This is a genomic window from Photobacterium sp. GB-36, from assembly GCF_003026135.1.
Taxonomy (GTDB): domain Bacteria; phylum Pseudomonadota; class Gammaproteobacteria; order Enterobacterales; family Vibrionaceae; genus Photobacterium.
Genome location: NZ_PYNY01000019.1, coordinates 40,819 through 60,352 on the forward strand (window position 1 = coordinate 40,819; position 19,534 = coordinate 60,352).

A 19,534-nucleotide genomic window follows, 5' to 3' on the forward strand; every position below is an offset into this window, starting at 1 on the left:
ACCTTATGCCTTTTTCACCAGTTGAACTTCCACTAAGTTAGTGTGCTGTGGGTTACCTTTCGCCAGCGGACTCGGACGCTGAGAGGTTAATACGTTGATACAGCCACCTTTATCGACTTTACGTTTATCAGGGGCATACCAAGCACCTTCACCCAGAGCAACCACACCCGGCAGAATACGTGGGGTGACTTTGGCTGGAATTTGAGTTTCACCGCGATCGTTGAAAATACGGATCAAATCGCCGTTTTCGATACCACGTTGCTGGGCATCAATCGGGTTAATCCACATTTCTTGACGTGCCGCTTCTTTGATCACATCGACATTGCCATAGGTTGAGTGACAACGGGCTTTGTAGTGGAAACCAGTTAACTGCAGTGGGAATTGCTCACGCTGTTTTGAATCCCAACCATCAAACGTTGACACATAGATAGGCAGTGGATGGATCACTTCGTCTTCTTGAAGTTCCCATGTTGCCGCTAGGTGTGCTAAACGCTCAGAGTAGATCTCAATCTTGCCCGATGGTGTGGTTAACGGGTTTTTCTCTGGATCTTCACGGAAGTCTTTGTAAGCAACAAAGTGGCCGTTTGGATCGCGACGCTTGTAGATACCTAGCTTACGCATAGTTTCAAAATCAGGCAGTGATGGATCTTGCTCACGAGTTAACGCATACAAGTGACGTAGCCACCCTTCTTGATCACGACCTTCAGTAAACTGCTCACCCACGCCCATGCGTTTTGAAATTTCAGAACACATTTCGTAAATACCTTTGGCTTCAAACTGCGGTTCAATCGCTTTATCGGCAAAAATGAAATACGGCATGTTGGCTGCTTTAGTATCCATACAGAAATCAGATTGCTCTGAGGTTGTAAGATCAGGCAGGACGATATCGGCATATTTTGCCGATGACGTCATGTGGTTATCAATCACCACAATCAGCTCACAGGCTTTGTCATCTTGTAAGATCTCGTGGGTTTTGTTGATATCAGAATGCTGATTGATCAAACAGTTACCCGCGTAGTTCCAAATCATTTTAATTGGTGATTTGAGCTGTTTAACGCCACGGACACCATCACGTAGATCGGTCATTTCAGTGCCGCGCACAATCGCATCTGTCCATAGGAACATAGGGATCGACGCTTCAATCGGATTGGTTAAGGTTGGGAAACGGACAAACGGAATGTTGTAGTCAGATTCACGCGCCCCCGTACCACCACCGTTAATACCCACGTTACCTGTAAGCAGTGCTAACATTGCGATCGCACGACAGGCAATTTCACCGTTCGCAGTACGCTGTAAGCCCCAGCCTTGTAATACCGCACAAGGTTTGGTTGAGCCAATTTCACGGGCGGTTTTAATAATGGTATCAACCGGAATGCCGGTAATTTTTGCTGCCCACTCAGGGGTTTTCACAATACCGTCTTCGCCTTCACCTAAGATGTAAGACTTGTAGTCACTCTTCGCTGGCGCTGATGCTGGTAAAGTTTTCTCATCGTAACCGACACAGTATTTATCCAAGAATGGCTGATCGACCAAATCTTCTTTGATCATCACATACGCCATTGCCGCAACAAATGCTGCGTCTGTACCAGGACGAATTGGGATCCACTCATCTTCACGACCACCCGCAGTGTCGGTATAACGAGGATCAACCATGATCATGCGCGCTTTTGAACGCTCTTTTGATTCCATTAAGTGATGGATCAAACCGCCGCCTGACATACGGGTTTCAGCCGGGTTATTACCAAACTGTACAATTAACTTGGTGTTTTCAAGATCAGAGAACGAGTTACCCGCCCCCCAGCCACCATAGGTGTAGTTAAGGCCTTCTTTGATTTGTGCTGTTGAGTAGTCGCCGTAATGATTTAAGTAACCACCACATAGGTTCATCATACGTGCCACAAGCGAGCCTGCTGGCGGCCATGATTTAGTAACGGTGCCGCCAAGCGTACCTGTACCATAGTTCAGATAGATCGCTTCGTTACCGTGATCTTTGATGATTCGCTTCATATTGTTAGCGATTTCATCATACGCCTCATCCCATGAAATACGTTTGAATTTACCTTCACCACGATTTCCGACACGTTTCATTGGGTACTTCAAACGATCAGGGTTGTAAACACGGCGACGCATTGAACGGCCACGTAAACACGCACGCACTTGGTGATTACCGTATTCATCATCACCTGTGTTATCGGTTTCAACCCATTTGATTTCACCATCAACCACATGCATACGTAATGGACAACGGCTACCACAGTTAACGGTGCACGCACTCCAGACGATTTTTTCATTCACCGCTTGCTCTGTCGCGGCAGCAACAGGGCTTGATTTAAATGGCAGGGTCATGGCGCTGGCAGTCGCAGCCAATCCACCGACAGCACTCGACGTTTTCATAAAATCACGTCTTGATAGGCCACCGGAAATCATTGCTTTCAGTGTGTTTTTCATAGGACAACTACTCATAAAAAATGCGAAAAGACTCTCGCGGTCTTTTTCTGGGCGTTCTTTTACACTGAAATTACAGAGAGAATTATTGCGCTAAATCAACAAATCGTATTTGCAATATGAAATTCCATAATTGTTAAATCACAACTGAGAAGTTAGTCACAAATTTATACAACATGAAATTTTCACCAATATTTAACAAACATTTAATAACATAATTAAATGCAATTGCTTGTTTTGTTTTTTTGACCAAGCGCAATTTTTTCCGCTTATGAACTCGGTATGCTCCGCCAAAAATTTATCAAGTATTCTCTATGCATTACGAAGCTACACTTTTTCGCCTTCTTGGTGGTCTTTTGTTCTACTCACCAACATCAAACAATGGCACAGCCATCTTGCAAGCCTTCACAGATCAAGATGATGATTTATTAAAAAATATTGCAGAGCTTGCCCGTGTTGTTAACACGGAAAATCTCGAAGCTGATCACTTTCAATTACTGCAAGGCAGTGGTGATATGCCATGTCCACCATGGGGATCGGCGTATTTAGATAAAGAAAATGCCTTATTTGGCTCATCAACATTGGCATACCGTGAGTTTACTCGCCAACAAGGTTTAGCCTGCGATACGGGTATGCGCGAACCTGAAGATCACATCGGTTTAATGCTAATGCTGGTATCGTTATTACTTGAGCAAGATAATCAAGCAGCAGCAAATCAGTTGCTCAGTGAGCACTTAATGCCTTTTGCGCCTTTCATGCTTGAAAGCATGCAGCAACATGCTGAAACCGCTTTTTACCAACAATTGGCCGCTTATACACAGGCATGGTTAAGCATCTATTGTGAAGAGAAACAGTTACAAATCGCATCACACCGTAACTACTGGCAAGAGAGCGAATAATGAAAACCGATAGCACCGAATCGATGCCTAACGAACATGAAATAAACCACAGTCGCCGTGGTTTATTTCGTGCGCTGTCGCGCGGTGTATCGCAATCTGCCGATACCCTAAAAGCTGACAGTATTAATACAGGAAGGCCACTCGGTGCTGTCGAAGAAAGCCTATTTTCTCGTTTATGTAATAACTGCGAAAAGTGTGTCGCGGCTTGCCCACAGAATATCTTGGCAATGGGAACAAGTGGGCCTGTAATGGATCTGAGTTTTAACCATTGCACCTTTTGCCAAGCCTGTATTCATGCTTGTGATACTCAAGCACTGAATACCCTTAACACCACAGATACAGGCTGGCGTCCAACTTTTAGTAAAAGCTGTAACGCTAAGATTTTTGATAATTGCCAAGAGTGTGTTGATGATTGCCCCAAACAAGCACTCAGCCTTATCGCTAACAGCACGCCAATCTTAAATGATGATTGTAATGGCTGCGGTGAGTGTCTATCGAGCTGTTATATCGGGGCGGTGTCTTAATTATATTCTGCGCTCGAATATTCCTTTTACTCTAAGTAACATTCGTTCTAAAAAGATAATAATGTAAGTTAATTTATTGCAAGAAAAACACTTTATTTATCAAATAACAAAATGGGTAGCAGCATTAGCTCCTATCCATTTTTATATTAAGGCTAAACACATTTATCAAAGGGGAATCAATACAGTGATATTATTTAAAATATGTTATCTAGTTACTTGACGGTATTAATACGCTATCAATTACGTGAATTACACCATTACTGGCTTTCACATCGGCGTTAATAACCTTTGCATCATTAATCATTACGTTGCCGTTATCGACAGTAATATTAACTTTCTGACCTTCAAGTGTTGTCGCGTCATTTAATTTAACCACATCATCTGCCATAACTTTTCCAGATATAACGTGGTAAGTGAGGATATCAATCAACTTTTGTTTATTCTCAGGTTTTAACAATGTTTCAACAGTACCAGCAGGAAGTTTACTGAATGCTTCATCTGTTGGCGCTAATACGGTAAATGGCCCCGTTCCCTTGAGTGTATCAACCAGACCCGCGGCTTTTACGGCAGTAACAAGCGTGTTGAATGATCCATTTCCAACGGCAATATCAACAATATCCTCTTTCTCTCCATGATGCCCAGCTTGAGCATTAACACTGACTAAACTTCCTACTAGAATTGATGCTGAAATAAGTACTGTTTTTAACATGGTTAACCCTCTAACGACTAAGAAATTAAATGGTTCAATCTCATTTACGTATTCATTTTTTAGAAGGATCAACAACGGGTGAGATAAATTTTACTTCGTAACGAATCTATCACAAGAAACTAGCAATAATTAAATGAATAAACGGTAGTCCATATTTTATATTCTTAAATCAACCCCTTTAAAATAATAACCACTTCATCAACCACTGTTATTTATTATAAAAACTTTTCTTTATATTGAAATTTAGGCATCACTTAATACTGACGCATTAATACTTAATCGATGTTGAACAAATTAAAAACAAAATAATTATTACACTTTTAATTAATTGAAAGTTTACATTACTTTTTTGATCGCTTTTTAATTCTGTTTCTTATGTATATTAAATATAACACCGCTTAAAAATTACACAATATAAAAGGGGTTATATATGAAATTAGAAAATAAAGTCGCTATTATTACAGGTGCAGCAAGTGGAATTGGTCGCGCTATTGCTTTTGAATATGCTAAAGAAGGCGCTAAAGTTATTGTTGCAGATCTCAATATTGATGCTGCTGAAAAAACGGTCGCTGAAATCAAAAATAACGGTTCAGAAGCGCTCGCTATTTCAATGAACGTGACTAATGAAGAACAAGTCAATAATGATATTCAAACGGTTATTGATAACTTTGGTCGAATCGATATTTTAGTTGCTAATGCGGGATATCAACATATCGCGTCTGTTGAAGAATTAACTTATCAACAATGGAAAGATTTACTCTCAGTACACTTAGATGGTGCCTTCTTAACAACCAAAGCGTGTTTAAAACACATGTACAAACAAAAATCAGGCTCAATTATTTATATGGGCTCAGTTCATAGTAAAGAAGCCTCCAAATTAAAAGCCCCATACGTTACAGCCAAGCATGGTCTGATTGGCTTATGTGAAGTTGTTGCCAAAGAAGGCGCTGAATATAACGTGAGAGCGAATGTTATTTGCCCTGGTTACGTTAAAACCCCCTTAGTCGAAAAACAAATTCCAGAGCAAGCAAAAGAATTAGGCATCACTGAAGATGAAGTAATTAAAAATGTGATGTTAAAAGATACGGTTGATGGCCAATTTTCAACAATGAAAGACATCGCGCAAGCCGCTGTTGTTTTTGCTAGCTGGGAAACTAATGCCTTAACAGGGCAGTCTCTTGTCGTTAGCCATGGCTGGTTTATGCAATAACACTATTCACTGTTTAATCCCCCTCTGACTTTGAATTTTAATTTGACGGTTCAAAGTCAGTAACACGTATTTAGCCATTTTCTATAAGGCATTACCCATGCAGAAAAAAACCAATAAAAAGATTGTTTATGTCTTCCAAGGTGGCGGAGCGTTAGGCTCTTACCAATTAGGGGCATTTCAAGCGTTAAATGAAAAAGGTTTTGACCCAGATTCTATTATCGGTATTTCTATTGGCGCGATTAATGCCGCCATTATTGCGGGTAATAAACCAGAAAATAGATTGAAAAACCTTGAGATATTTTGGGAAAGAGTGACCTCTTCTATTTCTTTTTCAAATCTCTTTTTTAACGTCGATAATAAAATGAAAAACTGGGCAGATGCGCAACAAGCAATATGGCAAGGTCAACCCGGATTTTTTAAACCTAAATTATGGCCAAGCGAATTTGAAACGTATAAAACATCAGAGTTAAGTTACTATGACACCTCACCGTTAAAAGAAACACTCAATGAACTGATCGATTTTGATTATTTAAATCAAAAGCAAATTAGATTAAGTCTCTGTGCGGTCGATCTTGAAAGTGGTGATTTTAAAACATTCGATAGTTTTCATGAAACCATCACAGCTGAACATATTATGGCAAGTGGTGCGATGCCACCGGGTTTTCCACCTGTTGAAATTGATGGAAAATATTATATCGATGGTGGGTTATATTCAAATACACCCATTATGTCGATATTAGAAAGAATATTAAATAACCCTGATGGTCGTCGAAATAAGCTGTGCTTCATGGTCGACTTGTTTTCAGCCAAAGGTGAATTACCAACTAACATGAATGCATTAGCTGAAAGAGTGAAAGATATTCAATTTTCTTCAAGAACTCGAAGAGCATCTTATCTTTATTCAACCTCTAAAAATCTGTGTTCTGCCATTACTTACTTAACGCAATTTTTATCGGAAGAAGATAAGAAAGATCCAAAAGTTCAAGAAATATTAAAATTAAGTCATACCAATAGCCTCGAGATTGTTCATTTAATTTATAAGTCTCAACAGGCTGAACTTGAAAGTAAAGACTATAACTTCAGCAAAGAAAATTATTATCGCCATCGAGATAATGGTTACAAAGACACTCTCGCACTTTATCAAAAAGATCATAAACAATGGTTAATCGATGAAAATGACAACGATATCCATATTTATACACTAGATGAAGATCTTCTTTAAAAACAGATAGAGATAAATTATGAAAATAGAACAAATAAAAAATAATGCTTTTTCTATGCCGATCACAACCCCTTCGGCACCTCTCATCGATTATAAATTTAAAAATAGAGAGTATCTGATCATCTCTTATGAAACTGACATCGAATTATTAAAAGAAGTGGTACCAGAGCCCTTAAAAGTGATCAGTAATGTAGTGCATTTTGAATTTATGAAAATGCCAGATTCAGCTGGGTTCGGAAGCTTTAAAGAATCAGGTCAAGTGATTGAAGTTGAGTACAATGGTAGGAAAGGACTTTATAGTCACCTGATGTTTGTTGATGATGTCGCCTCTATTGTAGCCGGTAGAGAAATTTGGGGCTTTCCTAAAAAATACGGTTTTCCCTCACTCGATGTTGATGTTGACACCCTCACTGGGCGATTAAAATACAATCAAACCGACGTCGCTATTGGCACAATGGGCTATAAATATTACGAAGGTGATACTGCTGCAACAAAATCAGCACTCGAAACCACACCTAATTATATTTTAAAGGTAATCCCCAGTGTGACAGGAAAAGGCACTGACGTTTGCCAATTAATTGAATATTACATGGCAGATGTAAACGTTAAAGGCGTGTGGACAGGCCCAGCAGCGCTTCAGTTATTCGAACATGCCTTAGCGCCAGTTGCTCAACTACCTATCAAAAAAGTCGTTGGGGGTAAGCATCAAATCGTCGACTTTACGCTTTCATACGGTAACGTTTTGTTCGATTATCTTAAATAGTTTTATTCTAAATTCATTACTATAAATACATTTATCCCTAAGAAAATCATCAGATAATACTATCGTTATCCTCATAAATAAGAACAGGCATAACGACATAGCTTATGCGATGATTTTCTTATCTTACTTTAAAAGATTCATGCTTGAATCAATTATTTATTTAAGAGTGAATGAATGAAATCACTATCCGAGATTGTGGAATCAACTAGATTAAACCTATTGCTATCAGTAATATAAATATTGTTATTTTCTTTCTTGAATTTAACTATTTTTGAAATTTTTATTCCTTCTGAATTGACGTGTCCAAAATAAAAAATAATACTATTACTTAACTCAATAGATAACATTGGATTCAAGGTTAACAAATTAGATAAATAAGATGCTTTATTATGACTAAGAAAATCTGATGAAAATAATTTATCAATACTATCATCACCCTGTAACCCTCTTGCATCGTCAAAGAAGTTCATCAACAATTCACTTTTAATCTCATTCTCATAAACTTCAACATTAGCAATAAGAAATAGATTACAACTATTTTCTATTTTTTTAACTATACAGTTTCGTTTGAAATCTTTGTTAATATTATTATTTTTAAAATTATTGTCATGCTTTTTAATCAATGCATACAATGGAATAATATACGAGTATTTATTTTCATTAACATCTGGAAATTGATAACCATGCTTCGTTTTTTCTAAAGAGATAACTTTATTACTTCCCTCTACAGAAAGAACATAAAACACAAAGTCACCAATTTGACTATAACCCTCTAGTAAAATTGAATTCGACTCTCTCAACCAAGAAGAATTTCTATAAATAAGTGAAAACATTTCATCCGAATATTTTTGTTTTCTGTTTTTATTGATGAAATCATAAAACATCTCTTTATTTTTAAAATTACTGATCGTTTTAGATAAAAACTCTTTACCTGGAAATTTAAACTCGTTATTAGATTTTATATCTACAGCACCATTAACGACTTTATAATCAACAACTACACTGAAATCATTATATTTATCCGTACCAAGATACATTGGGATGTTATATTCTACATTTATATTTTCAGAATAAGAAAAAGTTGAAGTAAATAAAAATAAAATACAAAAAAATCGCATCATCATCTCTAATTTTTGACTAGACATAAAATATATATACTTAAAATATAATAAATCAAAAAAACACGTTGAATTTTAAAGTTACATCAGCAGATTTAATTAGTAAATAAATAGGAAGTCAGCAGCTTTTTTTAGGGAGTTCTATCGCAGAATTACAGGTCTTATTACATACATTAGCATCAATTTATAAAATAAAGGAAAAATGTAAAGTAATATCACCACCGATACCAGAGAATATATTAATAATATCTGAGTTTCGGTGGTGATAATAAAATGCGCCTAACTAAACTTACAGTTTATAGCTACCGATATCGCCGTTCCGTTATTTTTCACAGAGACAAGGCGAGTAGATCCCGTATAGTATTCTTTCGGTATGTAATGCTCTTGAAGCCATGCACCAGTAACTGTCCATTTATTATTGAATTTATAGCTTGTTCCAAGACGGTATCGCTTATCTTTACCACCTAAACTATCAACCACTTCATCCTCACTATAGCCAGCCATAAATAACCAATTACCCCATTGGTAACTGCTCGATAATGCGACACGTTTGCTATTTCTCTCCCCCACAAGTAAACCAACAGGGTCTTTGTATTCACTGTAATAAATACCTTTTCCTTCCCACATAGTTTCACTTACAGAAACATTTATTGTCCATGCTTCGGTCGGTAACCAAGAAAAATAAAAACGCGTTTGAGCAGGGAGATCAAAGTTAGCCTGATGATCGCCAAAATTACTGCCATATTGATGTTTTACCGCAAAACTTAAATCAGATCTTGGTTTCCAAGTTAGACTCAGAGATCCTGCCCAACCGTTGTCATTACCTTCCCATCGACTATGTTTATCACGACCAAATTGTCGACGATTCTGCTCTAACTCATACTCGGCATGCATGTATTCGACACTTGCTGCAATGCTCAATGTTCCCCAGCGGTACGCTAATGTCGGTACAGCAGATAACACAATTGGACTAACCCGTGTTTCATAAAATAATGGAAGAAAACTCGAACCAATGGCTGGAACAGAAATATCAGCCGCAATTCGACTATAAAGACCAATTCCAGCATAAAAATTATGACTTAATGGCGATGATATAAAGAATGATGGTATTGGATGTTTCTTTTTATACTCAGACACCTTACCAAATATTTCATAATCTGATGTCACGCTATATTGTGTAATCGCAGCGGTGAACTCTTTAGATTCCAACTGGGTGATACTTGAAGGTGCCAGTGCAAGTACACTTGCATCCAATGCAATAGCGCCGTTAGCCGCAGCTAGCGCAGTATTCGTTGCTGATGATTCAGAAAAACTTAATCCTGTCGCAAATATTGATGAAGAAAAGAGTAACGGAATAAGTGAAATAATTGGCGAGACAAAGGTATTCCTTTAATACAAATATGCACTAAATGATTCAAACTAATATAGTGAAGCATTGGAGTACGTTTTTTAAAACTATATGATATTCACTTTAAAGTGAGCACAATTAATTAAATATAAAAAACTTATCTATATATCACATTAGGTTACCTGATTAACGGCTAGATTAAGCTAACATAAATGATTTATTCTGATCTCAGTTATGATTAAGTACAAAATTCAATCAAGACTTAAAGGTAAGAGAGAATTTAATCTAAGACAGTTAAATAGAGCAATTAGGTAAATGATCATTTATTCCCTCTCTATTCTTCTTCACAATGACGAAAACCACTTATCTTTCATAGCGACCACTCATCGCACTATCCTGCCACTCACCTGTAAACTAAATGCAGCTAACTAAAAAGACAAATACCATACACCCTAGCTTCCCCCTACAATATTAAGGACAATTGCTATGATGTGGTTTCTGACCTGTGTTGCCGCGCTTATTGGTGGCTACTTTATTTACGGTGCTTTCGTAGAGAAAGTATTCGGTATAAAAGAACACCGTAAAACCCCTGCACATACCAAAACAGATGGTGTCGACTTTGTTCCTATGTCGACAAAGCGTGTCTACCTCGTCCAGCTACTCAATATCGCCGGTGTTGGTCCTATTTTTGGCCCTATCATGGGTGCGCTGTATGGCCCTGCTGCCATGCTCTGGATTGTGGTTGGCTGCATTTTCGCAGGTGCTGTTCACGATTACTTCTCTGGTATGTTATCTATCCGTAATGGCGGCGCATCAGTACCGAGCATTACAGGTCGTTACTTAGGCAATGGCGCAAAACACTTTATGAACCTTTTTGCCATTGTTCTACTCTTGCTTGTCGGTGTGGTCTTTGTTTCTGCTCCTGCCGATATGATCACTAACCTTATCAACGACCAAACCAGCCTAAGCGTTAATGTAACTACTATGGTTGTGCTTATTTTTGGTTACTACATTCTGGCAACGATTGTGCCTGTCGATAAGATCATTGGTCGCTTCTACCCATTATTTGGTGCTCTTCTCATTTTCATGTCTGTGGGCTTAATGGCAGCCATTGCGTTCTCTAGTGAACATACTGTAATGGGTGATTTCAAAGTGAGCGAAATGTTCACTAACTTAAACCCGAATGACATGCCACTATGGCCTGCATTGTTTATTACTATCGCTTGTGGTGCTATCTCTGGTTTCCATGCGACACAATCGCCATTAATGGCGCGCTGTATGCACAATGAGAAAAATGGCCGCTTCGTATTCTACGGTGCGATGATCGGTGAAGGTGTGATTGCGCTAATTTGGTGTGCTATTGCCCTATCTTTCTTCGGCTCGCTTGAGTCACTTTCTGAAGCGGTGAAAAGTGGTGGTCCGGGTAACGTAGTTTACAGTGCATCCTTTGGTTTACTGGGTACGTTTGGTGGCATCTTGGCGTTCTTAGGTGTTGTGATTCTACCTATTACCTCTGGTGATACTGCGTTTCGTTCAAGCCGTTTGATCTTAGCTGAGTACTTCAATGTTGAGCAAAAAACATTGCGTAATCGTCTACTTATGGCTGTTCCATTGTTTGTATTAGGTGGCATTTTAACCCAAGTCGATTTCGGGATTATCTGGCGTTACTTCGGCTTTGCTAACCAAACCACAGCTGTAATGATGCTTTGGACGGCTTCTGCTTACTTGCTTCGCCATAATAAATTGCACTGGATCACGACAGTTCCAGCCATCTTTATGACAACGGTATGTGTGACCTTCATTTTAAATAACAGCACATTAGGTTTCGGCTTACCAATGCAGATCTCAACCATCGTAGGTATTGTATTCTCGCTATTCGTAACAGGTTACGTAATAAAGATATCGAAAGGAAAAGGTGATACTGACTTTGCCGATGAGGAAGAAATAAAAGCAACGTCAGAAATAGCATAATCACAAACATTAATTTGCTTGATTCCTCAATCTAAGAGCCTGCGCACCGCAGGCTTTTTTTGTTTGCCTTACAATCGCGCATTATTTTTATCATGAGCTCCAATATGGAATTGATAGTCTCTTTGCTACAGCAAATGTGTGTTTACTTAGTACTGGCTTATATGCTGAGTAAGACCCCCATTATTTTGCCTTTGTTGAGCATTTCTTCTCGTTTAAGCCATAAGCTAATCTGTTATGTGCTATTTTCTGGTTTTTGTATTCTCGGTACCTACTTCGGCTTACATATCGACGATGCAATTGCGAACACCCGTGCTATTGGTGCCGTTATGGGTGGGCTTTTTGGTGGCCCTGTGGTGGGTTTTGCCGTTGGTTTAACGGGCGGTATTCATCGCTATACTCTTGGTGGCTTTACCGATCTTGCCTGTACCATTTCGACCACTGCTGAAGGCTTAATTGGTGGCTTACTCCATGTTTACCTGCTTAAACGTAACAAAGGCGCATTGTTATTTAACCCTTGCATGGTATTTGGTGTCACCTTTGTTGCTGAAGTAGTGCAGATGATCATCTTAATCACTGTCGCCAAACCTTTTGACCAAGCCTATGAGCTCGTTTCTACCATTGCCGTTCCAATGATCATTGCCAATTCCGTAGGTGCGGCACTGTTTATGAGTATTCTGCAAGATCGTAAAACAATCTTTGAAAAATACTCTGCGGCCTTTTCTCGCCGTGCTTTAACCATTGCAGATCGCTCGGTCGGTATTCTTAGTACCGGCTTTAACAGTGACAATGCCAATAAGATCGCCCGTATTATTTATGAAGAAACCAAGGTCGGTGCCGTTGCGATCACAGACCAAGAAAAACTTTTAGCCTTTGTGGGGATCGGGGATGATCACCATAAGCCAAACACCCCTATTTCTTCACAAAGCACCTTAGATTCGATAGAACAAAATGACATCATCTACCTTGATGGTCGTGAATCCCCATATCAATGCTCTCTCGCCCATGACTGTAAGCTTGGTTCGGCGCTTATCATTCCACTACGCGCAGGCAATCAAGTTGTCGGCACCATTAAGTTATATGAGCCAAAACGTAAACTGTTTTCAACCGCTAACATGTCAATGGCAGAAGGTATTGCACAGCTACTATCCAGCCAAATTCTTTACGGTGATTACTTGCAGCAACAAACCTTATTATCACAAGCCGAAATTAAACTGCTACATGCGCAAGTGAATCCTCACTTTTTGTTTAATGCCCTTAATACCATCAGTGCCATCACAAGACGCGATCCAGATAAAGCCCGAAAGCTTATTCAAAACTTATCGCAATTTTTCCGTAGTAACTTAAAGCAAAATATTAACACCGTGACGCTACGAGAAGAGTTGGCACACGTAAACGCCTACCTCACTATAGAAAAAGCCCGTTTTACGGATCGTCTTGATGTCGACATTAATATTCAACATGAATTACTTGATACCAAACTGCCCAGTTTTACGCTTCAACCTCTGGTAGAGAACGCTATCAAACATGGTATTTCTACACTGTTAGAAGGTGGAATAGTGAAGATTTATAGCCAACCTCACCCATTGGGCTACGAAATCACGGTTGAAGATAATGCAGGAAGTTATCAGCCACCAGCAGATACCCATGTCGGATTGGGAATGGAGATAGTAGATAAACGCCTATCCAATCAATTTGGTCGTGATTCAACGCTAAAAATCACATGCACACAGCACCAATTTACCCAAATAAGTTTTATTATCCCCAACGCACAATAAGTACAGCAAATCACATAAAAGGTAAGCTTGGATGTTAACTGCTCTTGTCATTGATGATGAACAATTTGCCCGTGAAGAGCTGGCAGAACTATTGGAAGAAACAGGCTATGTTACGGTGATTGGTGAAGCGCCAAACGCTATCATTGGGCTAAAGAAAATCAATGAGCTAAAGCCAGATATTGTCTTTGTTGATATTCAAATGCCACAAGTAACAGGTATTGAACTATTAAGCATGCTCGATCCTGAAACTATGCCCTATGTGGTGTTTGTAACCGCTTACGATTATTATGCTATTCAAGCGTTTGAAGAGAATGCTTTTGATTATTTATTGAAGCCAGTTAATCCAAGTCGTTTAACCAAAACAGTGAGTCGTTTACATAAAGTGATACAACAATCAACGCCTCAACAAGCCATCTCCGCTATTGCACCGAATAAGCTCGATCAAATCCCCTGCATTGGTCATAACCGTATTGTGATTCTTACCACCGACACCGTGGAATGTGCCTATAGCGATATCAGTGGCGTACAAGTACGTTCCTATGATCAAACTGCTAGCACACAACTCACCTTAAAAACATTGGAAGAAAAAACGCCATTGGTGCGTTGTCATCGTCAGTATCTGGTGAATATCAAAATGATCAGTGAAATTAAGTTATTAGAAAATGGATTAGCTGAAATTATTACAAAAACAGGGTATGAACTTCCCGTTAGCCGTCGCTACCTTTCAGCACTTAAAAAGCTACTTGGTATTTTGTAAATCACATTGCTTTATTGAAAATAATGGTCTTATAAATCAATTTAATTGACCTATAGGGCTATTTCTATAACTTGATTTCATTTATAAACGTTAAGAAAAATATTTTTAAAATAAACACTTATTACATATAGAATTTATATAAGAGACGCAATTTTCTATTAGAAAAAACAATGAAGATTAAATCCCCATATAAATATGAAATAATTATAACATTAATACACTTACATTAATGTCTTTATTTTATTACAATATACATTTCAATTTTCAGATTAATAATTAATTTTAATAATTTTTGAAATTATATTTTAAAATCTACGGTCTCATTTTTTGGTGCATTTAATTTTTCTATCTTAAGGCTGGAGATATTATGCTTTTTAGTTTACGTGGTTCTTTCATTGCAATTCCAATACTCGCCCTATCTTCTTTATCTTATTCTCAATCATACGATTCTTTTAAAAACGAACCTGCCGGAACACAAATCACAGAAGTTGATTACTCAACAGATTTTATAGGTGATTCTTTTTCATATTCTAAGGGCTGGGCTGGTCAAGGTTTTGGTTTATCAGGCACTCAGAGAGGTGCTCCTGAATATATTGTTTCTCAAACAGTTCCGAACACTGAACAACATGCGTTAGTGTTTGCAAGTAAAAATCGGAATGAGGCATGGTATGCCTTACATCCTGGAGCGGCAGAAAGCAATATATATGCTGTTTCTGATGATGATGGACAAGATGATTTTTTCTTTTATGGTCAACCTTGGGTAAAAGAAGACAACCCTTACTTTTATGGACAACTCTATTTAGGCGAGGCTTCTCAAGTTACATCATTTAGACTAACAGTGAAGAGATTAAATAATAATCAACTAAAAGATCATTATCCGGGGCTTTGGATTTATCAGGATAGGCTTCATGTCCGAATACCTAAAAAAGTTAACTTTGATGTGAGGTTTCTAAATAGCTATCAACCATTATCGGGATGGATAACTGCAGGAATACATATTTCTGACACGGGTGAAGTAACTTATTATTTGAAAAAAGGCATGTATGATGAATATACTTTGTTTACATTACCTGATTTTAGAATTACAGCATCTGATGCCGCAAAATTATTGGGCTTTGAACGTTACTCGCCACGAGTAGTTGAAAGAAATGATGCAGCTATTATGTTATCTCAAATCATCTCAAAAACTCATTTAAATGATTTCTCAGATGGAAAGTTCAATGCGATTAAAGAACTGAAACAGGGAATTAATTTTGAATTAGGATGCGGTAATTGTGAAAAGATTAATAATTTAACTGAGGCGACTACTTGGGTACAAGTTAATTCATTCAGCCCCGAACAATATGACATTTCATCCTATGAATCGGTCAATCTAGAAGTTTCTGTTGATGGTCGAGTTTATTCAAACGTACTTTATTACTTTGATAACGAAAACTGGCAACATAATTTGTGTAGCTCACTCGATGGAGAAAATGATCCACTCGATATTCTACGATGTGGGACACTGATTGATAACGGGGAGGTGGTTACCTTATTGGGTCAAGAATATAATTATTTATTCAGTGATAGACCCGGTGTTGTGGTATCAGTGAGCTTCAATCAACCTATTGAACCTGAAAACAATAGTGAATCTGTTACGCCAAATGATGAACAACCTGATACGACTGAAGATATCAACGAATCGTCTGATACCGACAACAGTGAAACAACGACATCTCATCCAAATAATGAATCTTCATCAAACCCAGTTTCATCTTATTTTATGATGTTATTGACTTGGTTAATAAATCTCATTAATAGTATTTTTTCTCGATGATATATTCTAACAATGATGACTAGTGGTATTACACCCCATAATACCACTATTTTTTAATGGTATTATGGGTGTCGGCAAGCTCGATATAATGTCATTATTTTAACGGGCTAGTAACGCTAAACTACAGCGAAATATAAGCAATTTAAAATAATGGCTTATCCGAATTAGGCGTTGGGAATAGCTATATTGAATGTTAAATTTTAATTAGAAAAGACATATCAAAGGAATGAGCCATGAAAGCAATAGCACTATATTACTTACATCTTAAATTCTTCTTCTAACCATACCTAAGTGATGTGCTTTTTCTAACTCTTTTTTGGTTGTTTTTTGTCTATTTATCATTATTAACCCAAGCATTATTTTCTTTAGTCGCTAATAATTTTCCGACAATATCTCTCAATTCAATTTTTACCGTGAAAAAAGGAGCATATGAAGAAGATGATACTTTCGCACCTCTTAAACATTTCATAAAAACAGTTTCAGATTTAATTATTTTATCTAAATCATTAATGTACATAATATTATATACTGACATTTATATTTCCTATTTATTTTAAGTTATTACTATGATTATTATTTAATTATTATCTAAACTTTATCGAGAAATAATAGAAACAAATAGAATAATGATAAAAGCAATATTTTTAAGTGTTCGATAATGGGGCAGCAATAAAATGCTACCCTTTAGAAAGTCTTATAAAGCAACGACATTTGAAGCTTGAAGACCTTTTTGACCTTGTTCGACATCAAAAGAAACCTTTTGGCCATCCATCAATGTCTTAAAACCTTCAGAAACGATAGCTTGAAAATGTACAAATACATCTGCACCGCCATTGTCTTGGGTAATAAAACCAAAGCCTTTATCTTCGTTAAACCATTTTACTAAACCAGTATTTTTATTAGACATAATGTGTCCCTTAAATAAATTCATAAAATATCGCAAATGCGAAGTACTAAGAGTCTGAATTATCGATGTGACGAAGAAGCTAAGGGAAACACAGAGGATGGCAACAATAACGAAGATATTCTGAGGGTTTTACTTTTACTTGATGTTTCATTAATAACTCTGAACAACAGAGCCATTACAGTAGAGCACTAAATCGATAGGCTGTATATGTTTATTTTATCAAAATAAGAAAATGAAAACCAAGTAATTGATTTAAAACATATTTTTTATTGAATTTATTTTTATATCTATTATTTGAATAACCTGTACAATAGCCGATGCAAAACAACGATTAATTAAATATTCCATTAAAAGCTTCTCTGTTTCTCTTCCATTTAATTCATCACATCTATTCTGCAATATCTTTTCTTCATTACTGAGTTAGATGATTGTCTTTGCACTACACCTCTAATATAGCGAGATCATGATGCGTAAATCTGGAAAGAAACCTGGAAAAAAAATAAGAAAAAATGCTTTTGAAGATCGATTTGCTCTTATCGTTGAAGACTACCACAAAGCCAAAGAAGTACTGGATTCCTTAATAGTAGGAACAGCTGAACATAACAAACAACAGACGATATGTAATAACCTTTTTGCAAGCGCAGAGCGCTGTATAAAATCAGGATCATAATAAAAATTAACTATCCTTAATTGTTACTATCTTTCAAAGCCGTAAGCTTCCTATCCACTCTCTATACAGCGTTTCAACATTCGACTGACTTTTACTTTTGAGTACCGACACCATGAAACTAATGACTTTTCGATCTGAATGTATTTGCGGTACTGCGACTATGCCAGCCTTTTTGTCAAAGCTTGGTGTCAAAATTCACAAAGTAGAAATAGCTAATGAACCTTCAAAAAAGGCTAAACAGCGCATGGGTGAAACAGGTATTTACACGATAGAAGTACAAGATAACCACACGTTAGAAAGCTTACGAGAGCTAATGACGAAAGAGATTGAGCAGGAAGGTATGTTTTTAAATCTACACAAATGCTACCAAACATTAAATCTTGGTATGTCGCCAGATGAAAGACATTTCAACAGCTAGTGCGAAATTTATCTCTAAACATTACCTTACTCAATCAGCCAATCTCTACGTTTATTCATATCCCTAATAACGTAAAATTTAAGGACACTTATGATCACTATTAACCTTCGCCTACCGCATGGCAGCACAGAAGACTATACCCAACAATTTATCGCTTACACGAAATCGGGTGCTTTTCTTCAAGATCTTGATGGTGCGAACAAAGTCACTATTCCAGCCTACAGCATACTGTCTGTTATCCTAAAAGACGGTACTTTCAGTACATCAATGAAAAAAGATTTGAAATTAACAGAGCCAACAAAATTTGGCGATTACAAAGACTCGATGAAATTAATGGAAACAGCCGAGAAAAGCAGTAAAGAACAATAATAAACATTAGTGATGGGGTAAATATTTTCCATCACTTGTCTTTTAATCATTTATTATTGAACTAGTTTTAATTATATAAATATGTGTAATTCCTCTTACACATATAACGACTAAAATATTCAAACGCTGAAATCAAATAAAAGATCTTCATACTTTCTTATAGTATTTCTTCCATGGCTTTTCTCCTATTTCAGTAGGAAGCCTATTTGTTTGAACCACTCTGCCATCAAGAATCAGCAGTAATCGCCAAGCAGGATAAGGAATTGACGATTCTCCATCTATCCAGCGGTTAATTGTTCGCATAGGGTTCGATTTCCCCTTTATACCCAGCATTTTTGTCACGATGCCTTTACTATGCACATGCGCTAAATGTTCAAATACCTCGCGTATTTCACTCGGTGTCGGTTCTCGATATTCAGGATCATCAATAGAACGGTAAGAATCAGGTTGATTGATGCTTTCTGCAATAAAATGAACGTAAGAGCAATGTCGACGACTTAATTCTTGTTCATACTCGTGGCGCTCATTAATTTCAGCCTGAACTTCTGCCGATAAACTAAATAAATCTGTATTCACTCTCAAGGTATCTTCCTAAAGTAGCTGTAGAGCAATT

The 19,534-nt window shown here is 37.4% G+C and carries 19 protein-coding genes; 12 read left to right on the forward strand and 7 right to left on the reverse strand.

The window, feature by feature from the left end; all coding sequences use genetic code 11:
- Positions 1 to 3: 3 nt before the first annotated feature.
- Entirely contained in the window at positions 4 to 2,448 is a 2,445-nt protein-coding gene (locus C9J46_RS15620; RefSeq protein ID WP_107208754.1) for a DmsA/YnfE/YnfF family dimethyl sulfoxide reductase, read from the reverse strand.
- A gap of 311 nt (positions 2,449 to 2,759) precedes the next feature.
- Between C9J46_RS15620 and C9J46_RS15625 the strand changes: the two genes are divergently transcribed.
- Both C9J46_RS15625 and C9J46_RS15630 read left to right on the forward strand, forming a co-directional pair.
- Positions 2,760 to 3,344 carry a molecular chaperone TorD family protein gene (locus C9J46_RS15625; RefSeq protein WP_107208753.1) on the forward strand — a complete coding sequence of 195 codons (585 nt, stop codon included), beginning with the start codon at positions 2,760 to 2,762 and terminating at the stop codon, positions 3,342 to 3,344.
- A complete protein-coding gene (locus tag C9J46_RS15630; RefSeq protein ID WP_107208752.1) occupies positions 3,344 to 3,868 on the forward strand; it encodes a 4Fe-4S dicluster domain-containing protein in 525 nt (174 codons plus the stop codon). Before C9J46_RS15625 ends, C9J46_RS15630 begins: the two co-directional genes overlap by 1 nt.
- A 208-nt stretch (positions 3,869 to 4,076) precedes the next feature.
- Here the strand turns inward: C9J46_RS15630 and C9J46_RS15635 are convergent, their stop codons facing one another.
- Positions 4,077 to 4,577, reverse strand: coding sequence for a fasciclin domain-containing protein (locus C9J46_RS15635; protein ID WP_107262159.1), 501 nt, complete (start codon positions 4,575 to 4,577; stop codon positions 4,077 to 4,079).
- A 430-nt stretch (positions 4,578 to 5,007) separates the two neighbouring features.
- On the opposite strand from C9J46_RS15635, the gene C9J46_RS15640 reads away from it, so the two are divergent.
- The 3 genes from C9J46_RS15640 (at position 5,008) to C9J46_RS15650 (ending at position 7,772) form a co-directional block, all read left to right on the forward strand.
- Positions 5,008 to 5,787, forward strand: coding sequence for a 3-hydroxybutyrate dehydrogenase (locus tag C9J46_RS15640; RefSeq protein WP_107208750.1), 780 nt, complete (start codon positions 5,008 to 5,010; stop codon positions 5,785 to 5,787).
- Between the two features lie 97 nt (positions 5,788 to 5,884).
- The gene (locus tag C9J46_RS15645) at positions 5,885 to 7,009 is read left to right on the forward strand and encodes a patatin-like phospholipase family protein (protein ID WP_107247579.1); all 1,125 of its coding nucleotides are present in this window, start codon (positions 5,885 to 5,887) and stop codon (positions 7,007 to 7,009) included.
- Positions 7,010 to 7,028: 19 nt separating this feature from the next.
- Positions 7,029 to 7,772, forward strand: a complete 744-nt coding sequence (locus tag C9J46_RS15650) for an acetoacetate decarboxylase (RefSeq protein ID WP_107208748.1) — start codon at positions 7,029 to 7,031, stop codon at positions 7,770 to 7,772.
- 152 nt (positions 7,773 to 7,924) lie between these two features.
- Here the strand turns inward: C9J46_RS15650 and C9J46_RS15655 are convergent, their stop codons facing one another.
- Both C9J46_RS15655 and C9J46_RS15660 read right to left on the reverse strand, forming a co-directional pair.
- Positions 7,925 to 8,917: a hypothetical protein gene (locus C9J46_RS15655; RefSeq protein ID WP_146144305.1), complete on the reverse strand. Its 993-nt coding sequence runs from the start codon at positions 8,915 to 8,917 to the stop codon at positions 7,925 to 7,927.
- Between the two features lie 252 nt (positions 8,918 to 9,169).
- Positions 9,170 to 10,144 (reverse strand): OmpP1/FadL family transporter, encoded by a 975-nt coding sequence (locus C9J46_RS15660; protein ID WP_107262166.1) that lies wholly within the window; start codon positions 10,142 to 10,144, stop codon positions 9,170 to 9,172.
- A gap of 580 nt (positions 10,145 to 10,724) precedes the next feature.
- On the opposite strand from C9J46_RS15660, the gene C9J46_RS15665 reads away from it, so the two are divergent.
- The 4 genes from C9J46_RS15665 (at position 10,725) to C9J46_RS15680 (ending at position 16,557) form a co-directional block, all read left to right on the forward strand.
- Complete coding sequence (locus C9J46_RS15665) at positions 10,725 to 12,209, forward strand: carbon starvation protein A (protein WP_107208606.1); 1,485 nt, start codon at positions 10,725 to 10,727, stop codon at positions 12,207 to 12,209.
- Between the two features lie 104 nt (positions 12,210 to 12,313).
- A complete protein-coding gene (locus C9J46_RS15670) occupies positions 12,314 to 13,984 on the forward strand; it encodes a sensor histidine kinase (protein ID WP_107208607.1) in 1,671 nt (556 codons plus the stop codon).
- A 31-nt stretch (positions 13,985 to 14,015) separates the two neighbouring features.
- Positions 14,016 to 14,741, forward strand: coding sequence for a two-component system response regulator BtsR (gene btsR / locus C9J46_RS15675; protein WP_107291171.1), 726 nt, complete (start codon positions 14,016 to 14,018; stop codon positions 14,739 to 14,741).
- Between the two features lie 367 nt (positions 14,742 to 15,108).
- Entirely contained in the window at positions 15,109 to 16,557 is a 1,449-nt protein-coding gene (locus C9J46_RS15680) for a hypothetical protein (protein WP_107291172.1), read from the forward strand.
- Positions 16,558 to 16,888: 331 nt separating this feature from the next.
- Here the strand turns inward: C9J46_RS15680 and C9J46_RS15685 are convergent, their stop codons facing one another.
- Both C9J46_RS15685 and C9J46_RS15690 read right to left on the reverse strand, forming a co-directional pair.
- Positions 16,889 to 17,092, reverse strand: a complete 204-nt coding sequence (locus C9J46_RS15685) for a hypothetical protein (RefSeq protein ID WP_107208610.1) — start codon at positions 17,090 to 17,092, stop codon at positions 16,889 to 16,891.
- Positions 17,093 to 17,251: 159 nt separating this feature from the next.
- Positions 17,252 to 17,464, reverse strand: a complete 213-nt coding sequence (locus tag C9J46_RS15690) for a cold-shock protein (RefSeq protein ID WP_005363823.1) — start codon at positions 17,462 to 17,464, stop codon at positions 17,252 to 17,254.
- Positions 17,465 to 17,927: 463 nt separating this feature from the next.
- Here C9J46_RS15690 and C9J46_RS15695 point away from each other — a divergent pair, with 463 nt between their 5' ends.
- From C9J46_RS15695 to C9J46_RS15705, 3 genes are all read left to right on the forward strand, one after another.
- Positions 17,928 to 18,134: a hypothetical protein gene (locus C9J46_RS15695; protein ID WP_369917488.1), complete on the forward strand. Its 207-nt coding sequence runs from the start codon at positions 17,928 to 17,930 to the stop codon at positions 18,132 to 18,134.
- A 112-nt stretch (positions 18,135 to 18,246) separates the two neighbouring features.
- The gene (locus C9J46_RS15700; protein ID WP_107208612.1) at positions 18,247 to 18,552 is read left to right on the forward strand and encodes a hypothetical protein; all 306 of its coding nucleotides are present in this window, start codon (positions 18,247 to 18,249) and stop codon (positions 18,550 to 18,552) included.
- A 90-nt stretch (positions 18,553 to 18,642) separates the two neighbouring features.
- On the forward strand, positions 18,643 to 18,921 hold the full coding sequence (locus C9J46_RS15705; RefSeq protein ID WP_107208613.1) for a hypothetical protein: 279 nt from the start codon (positions 18,643 to 18,645) through the stop codon (positions 18,919 to 18,921).
- A 147-nt stretch (positions 18,922 to 19,068) separates the two neighbouring features.
- Here the strand turns inward: C9J46_RS15705 and C9J46_RS15710 are convergent, their stop codons facing one another.
- Positions 19,069 to 19,503 (reverse strand): hypothetical protein, encoded by a 435-nt coding sequence (locus tag C9J46_RS15710; protein ID WP_107208614.1) that lies wholly within the window; start codon positions 19,501 to 19,503, stop codon positions 19,069 to 19,071.
- Between the last annotated feature and the right edge of the window lie 31 nt (positions 19,504 to 19,534).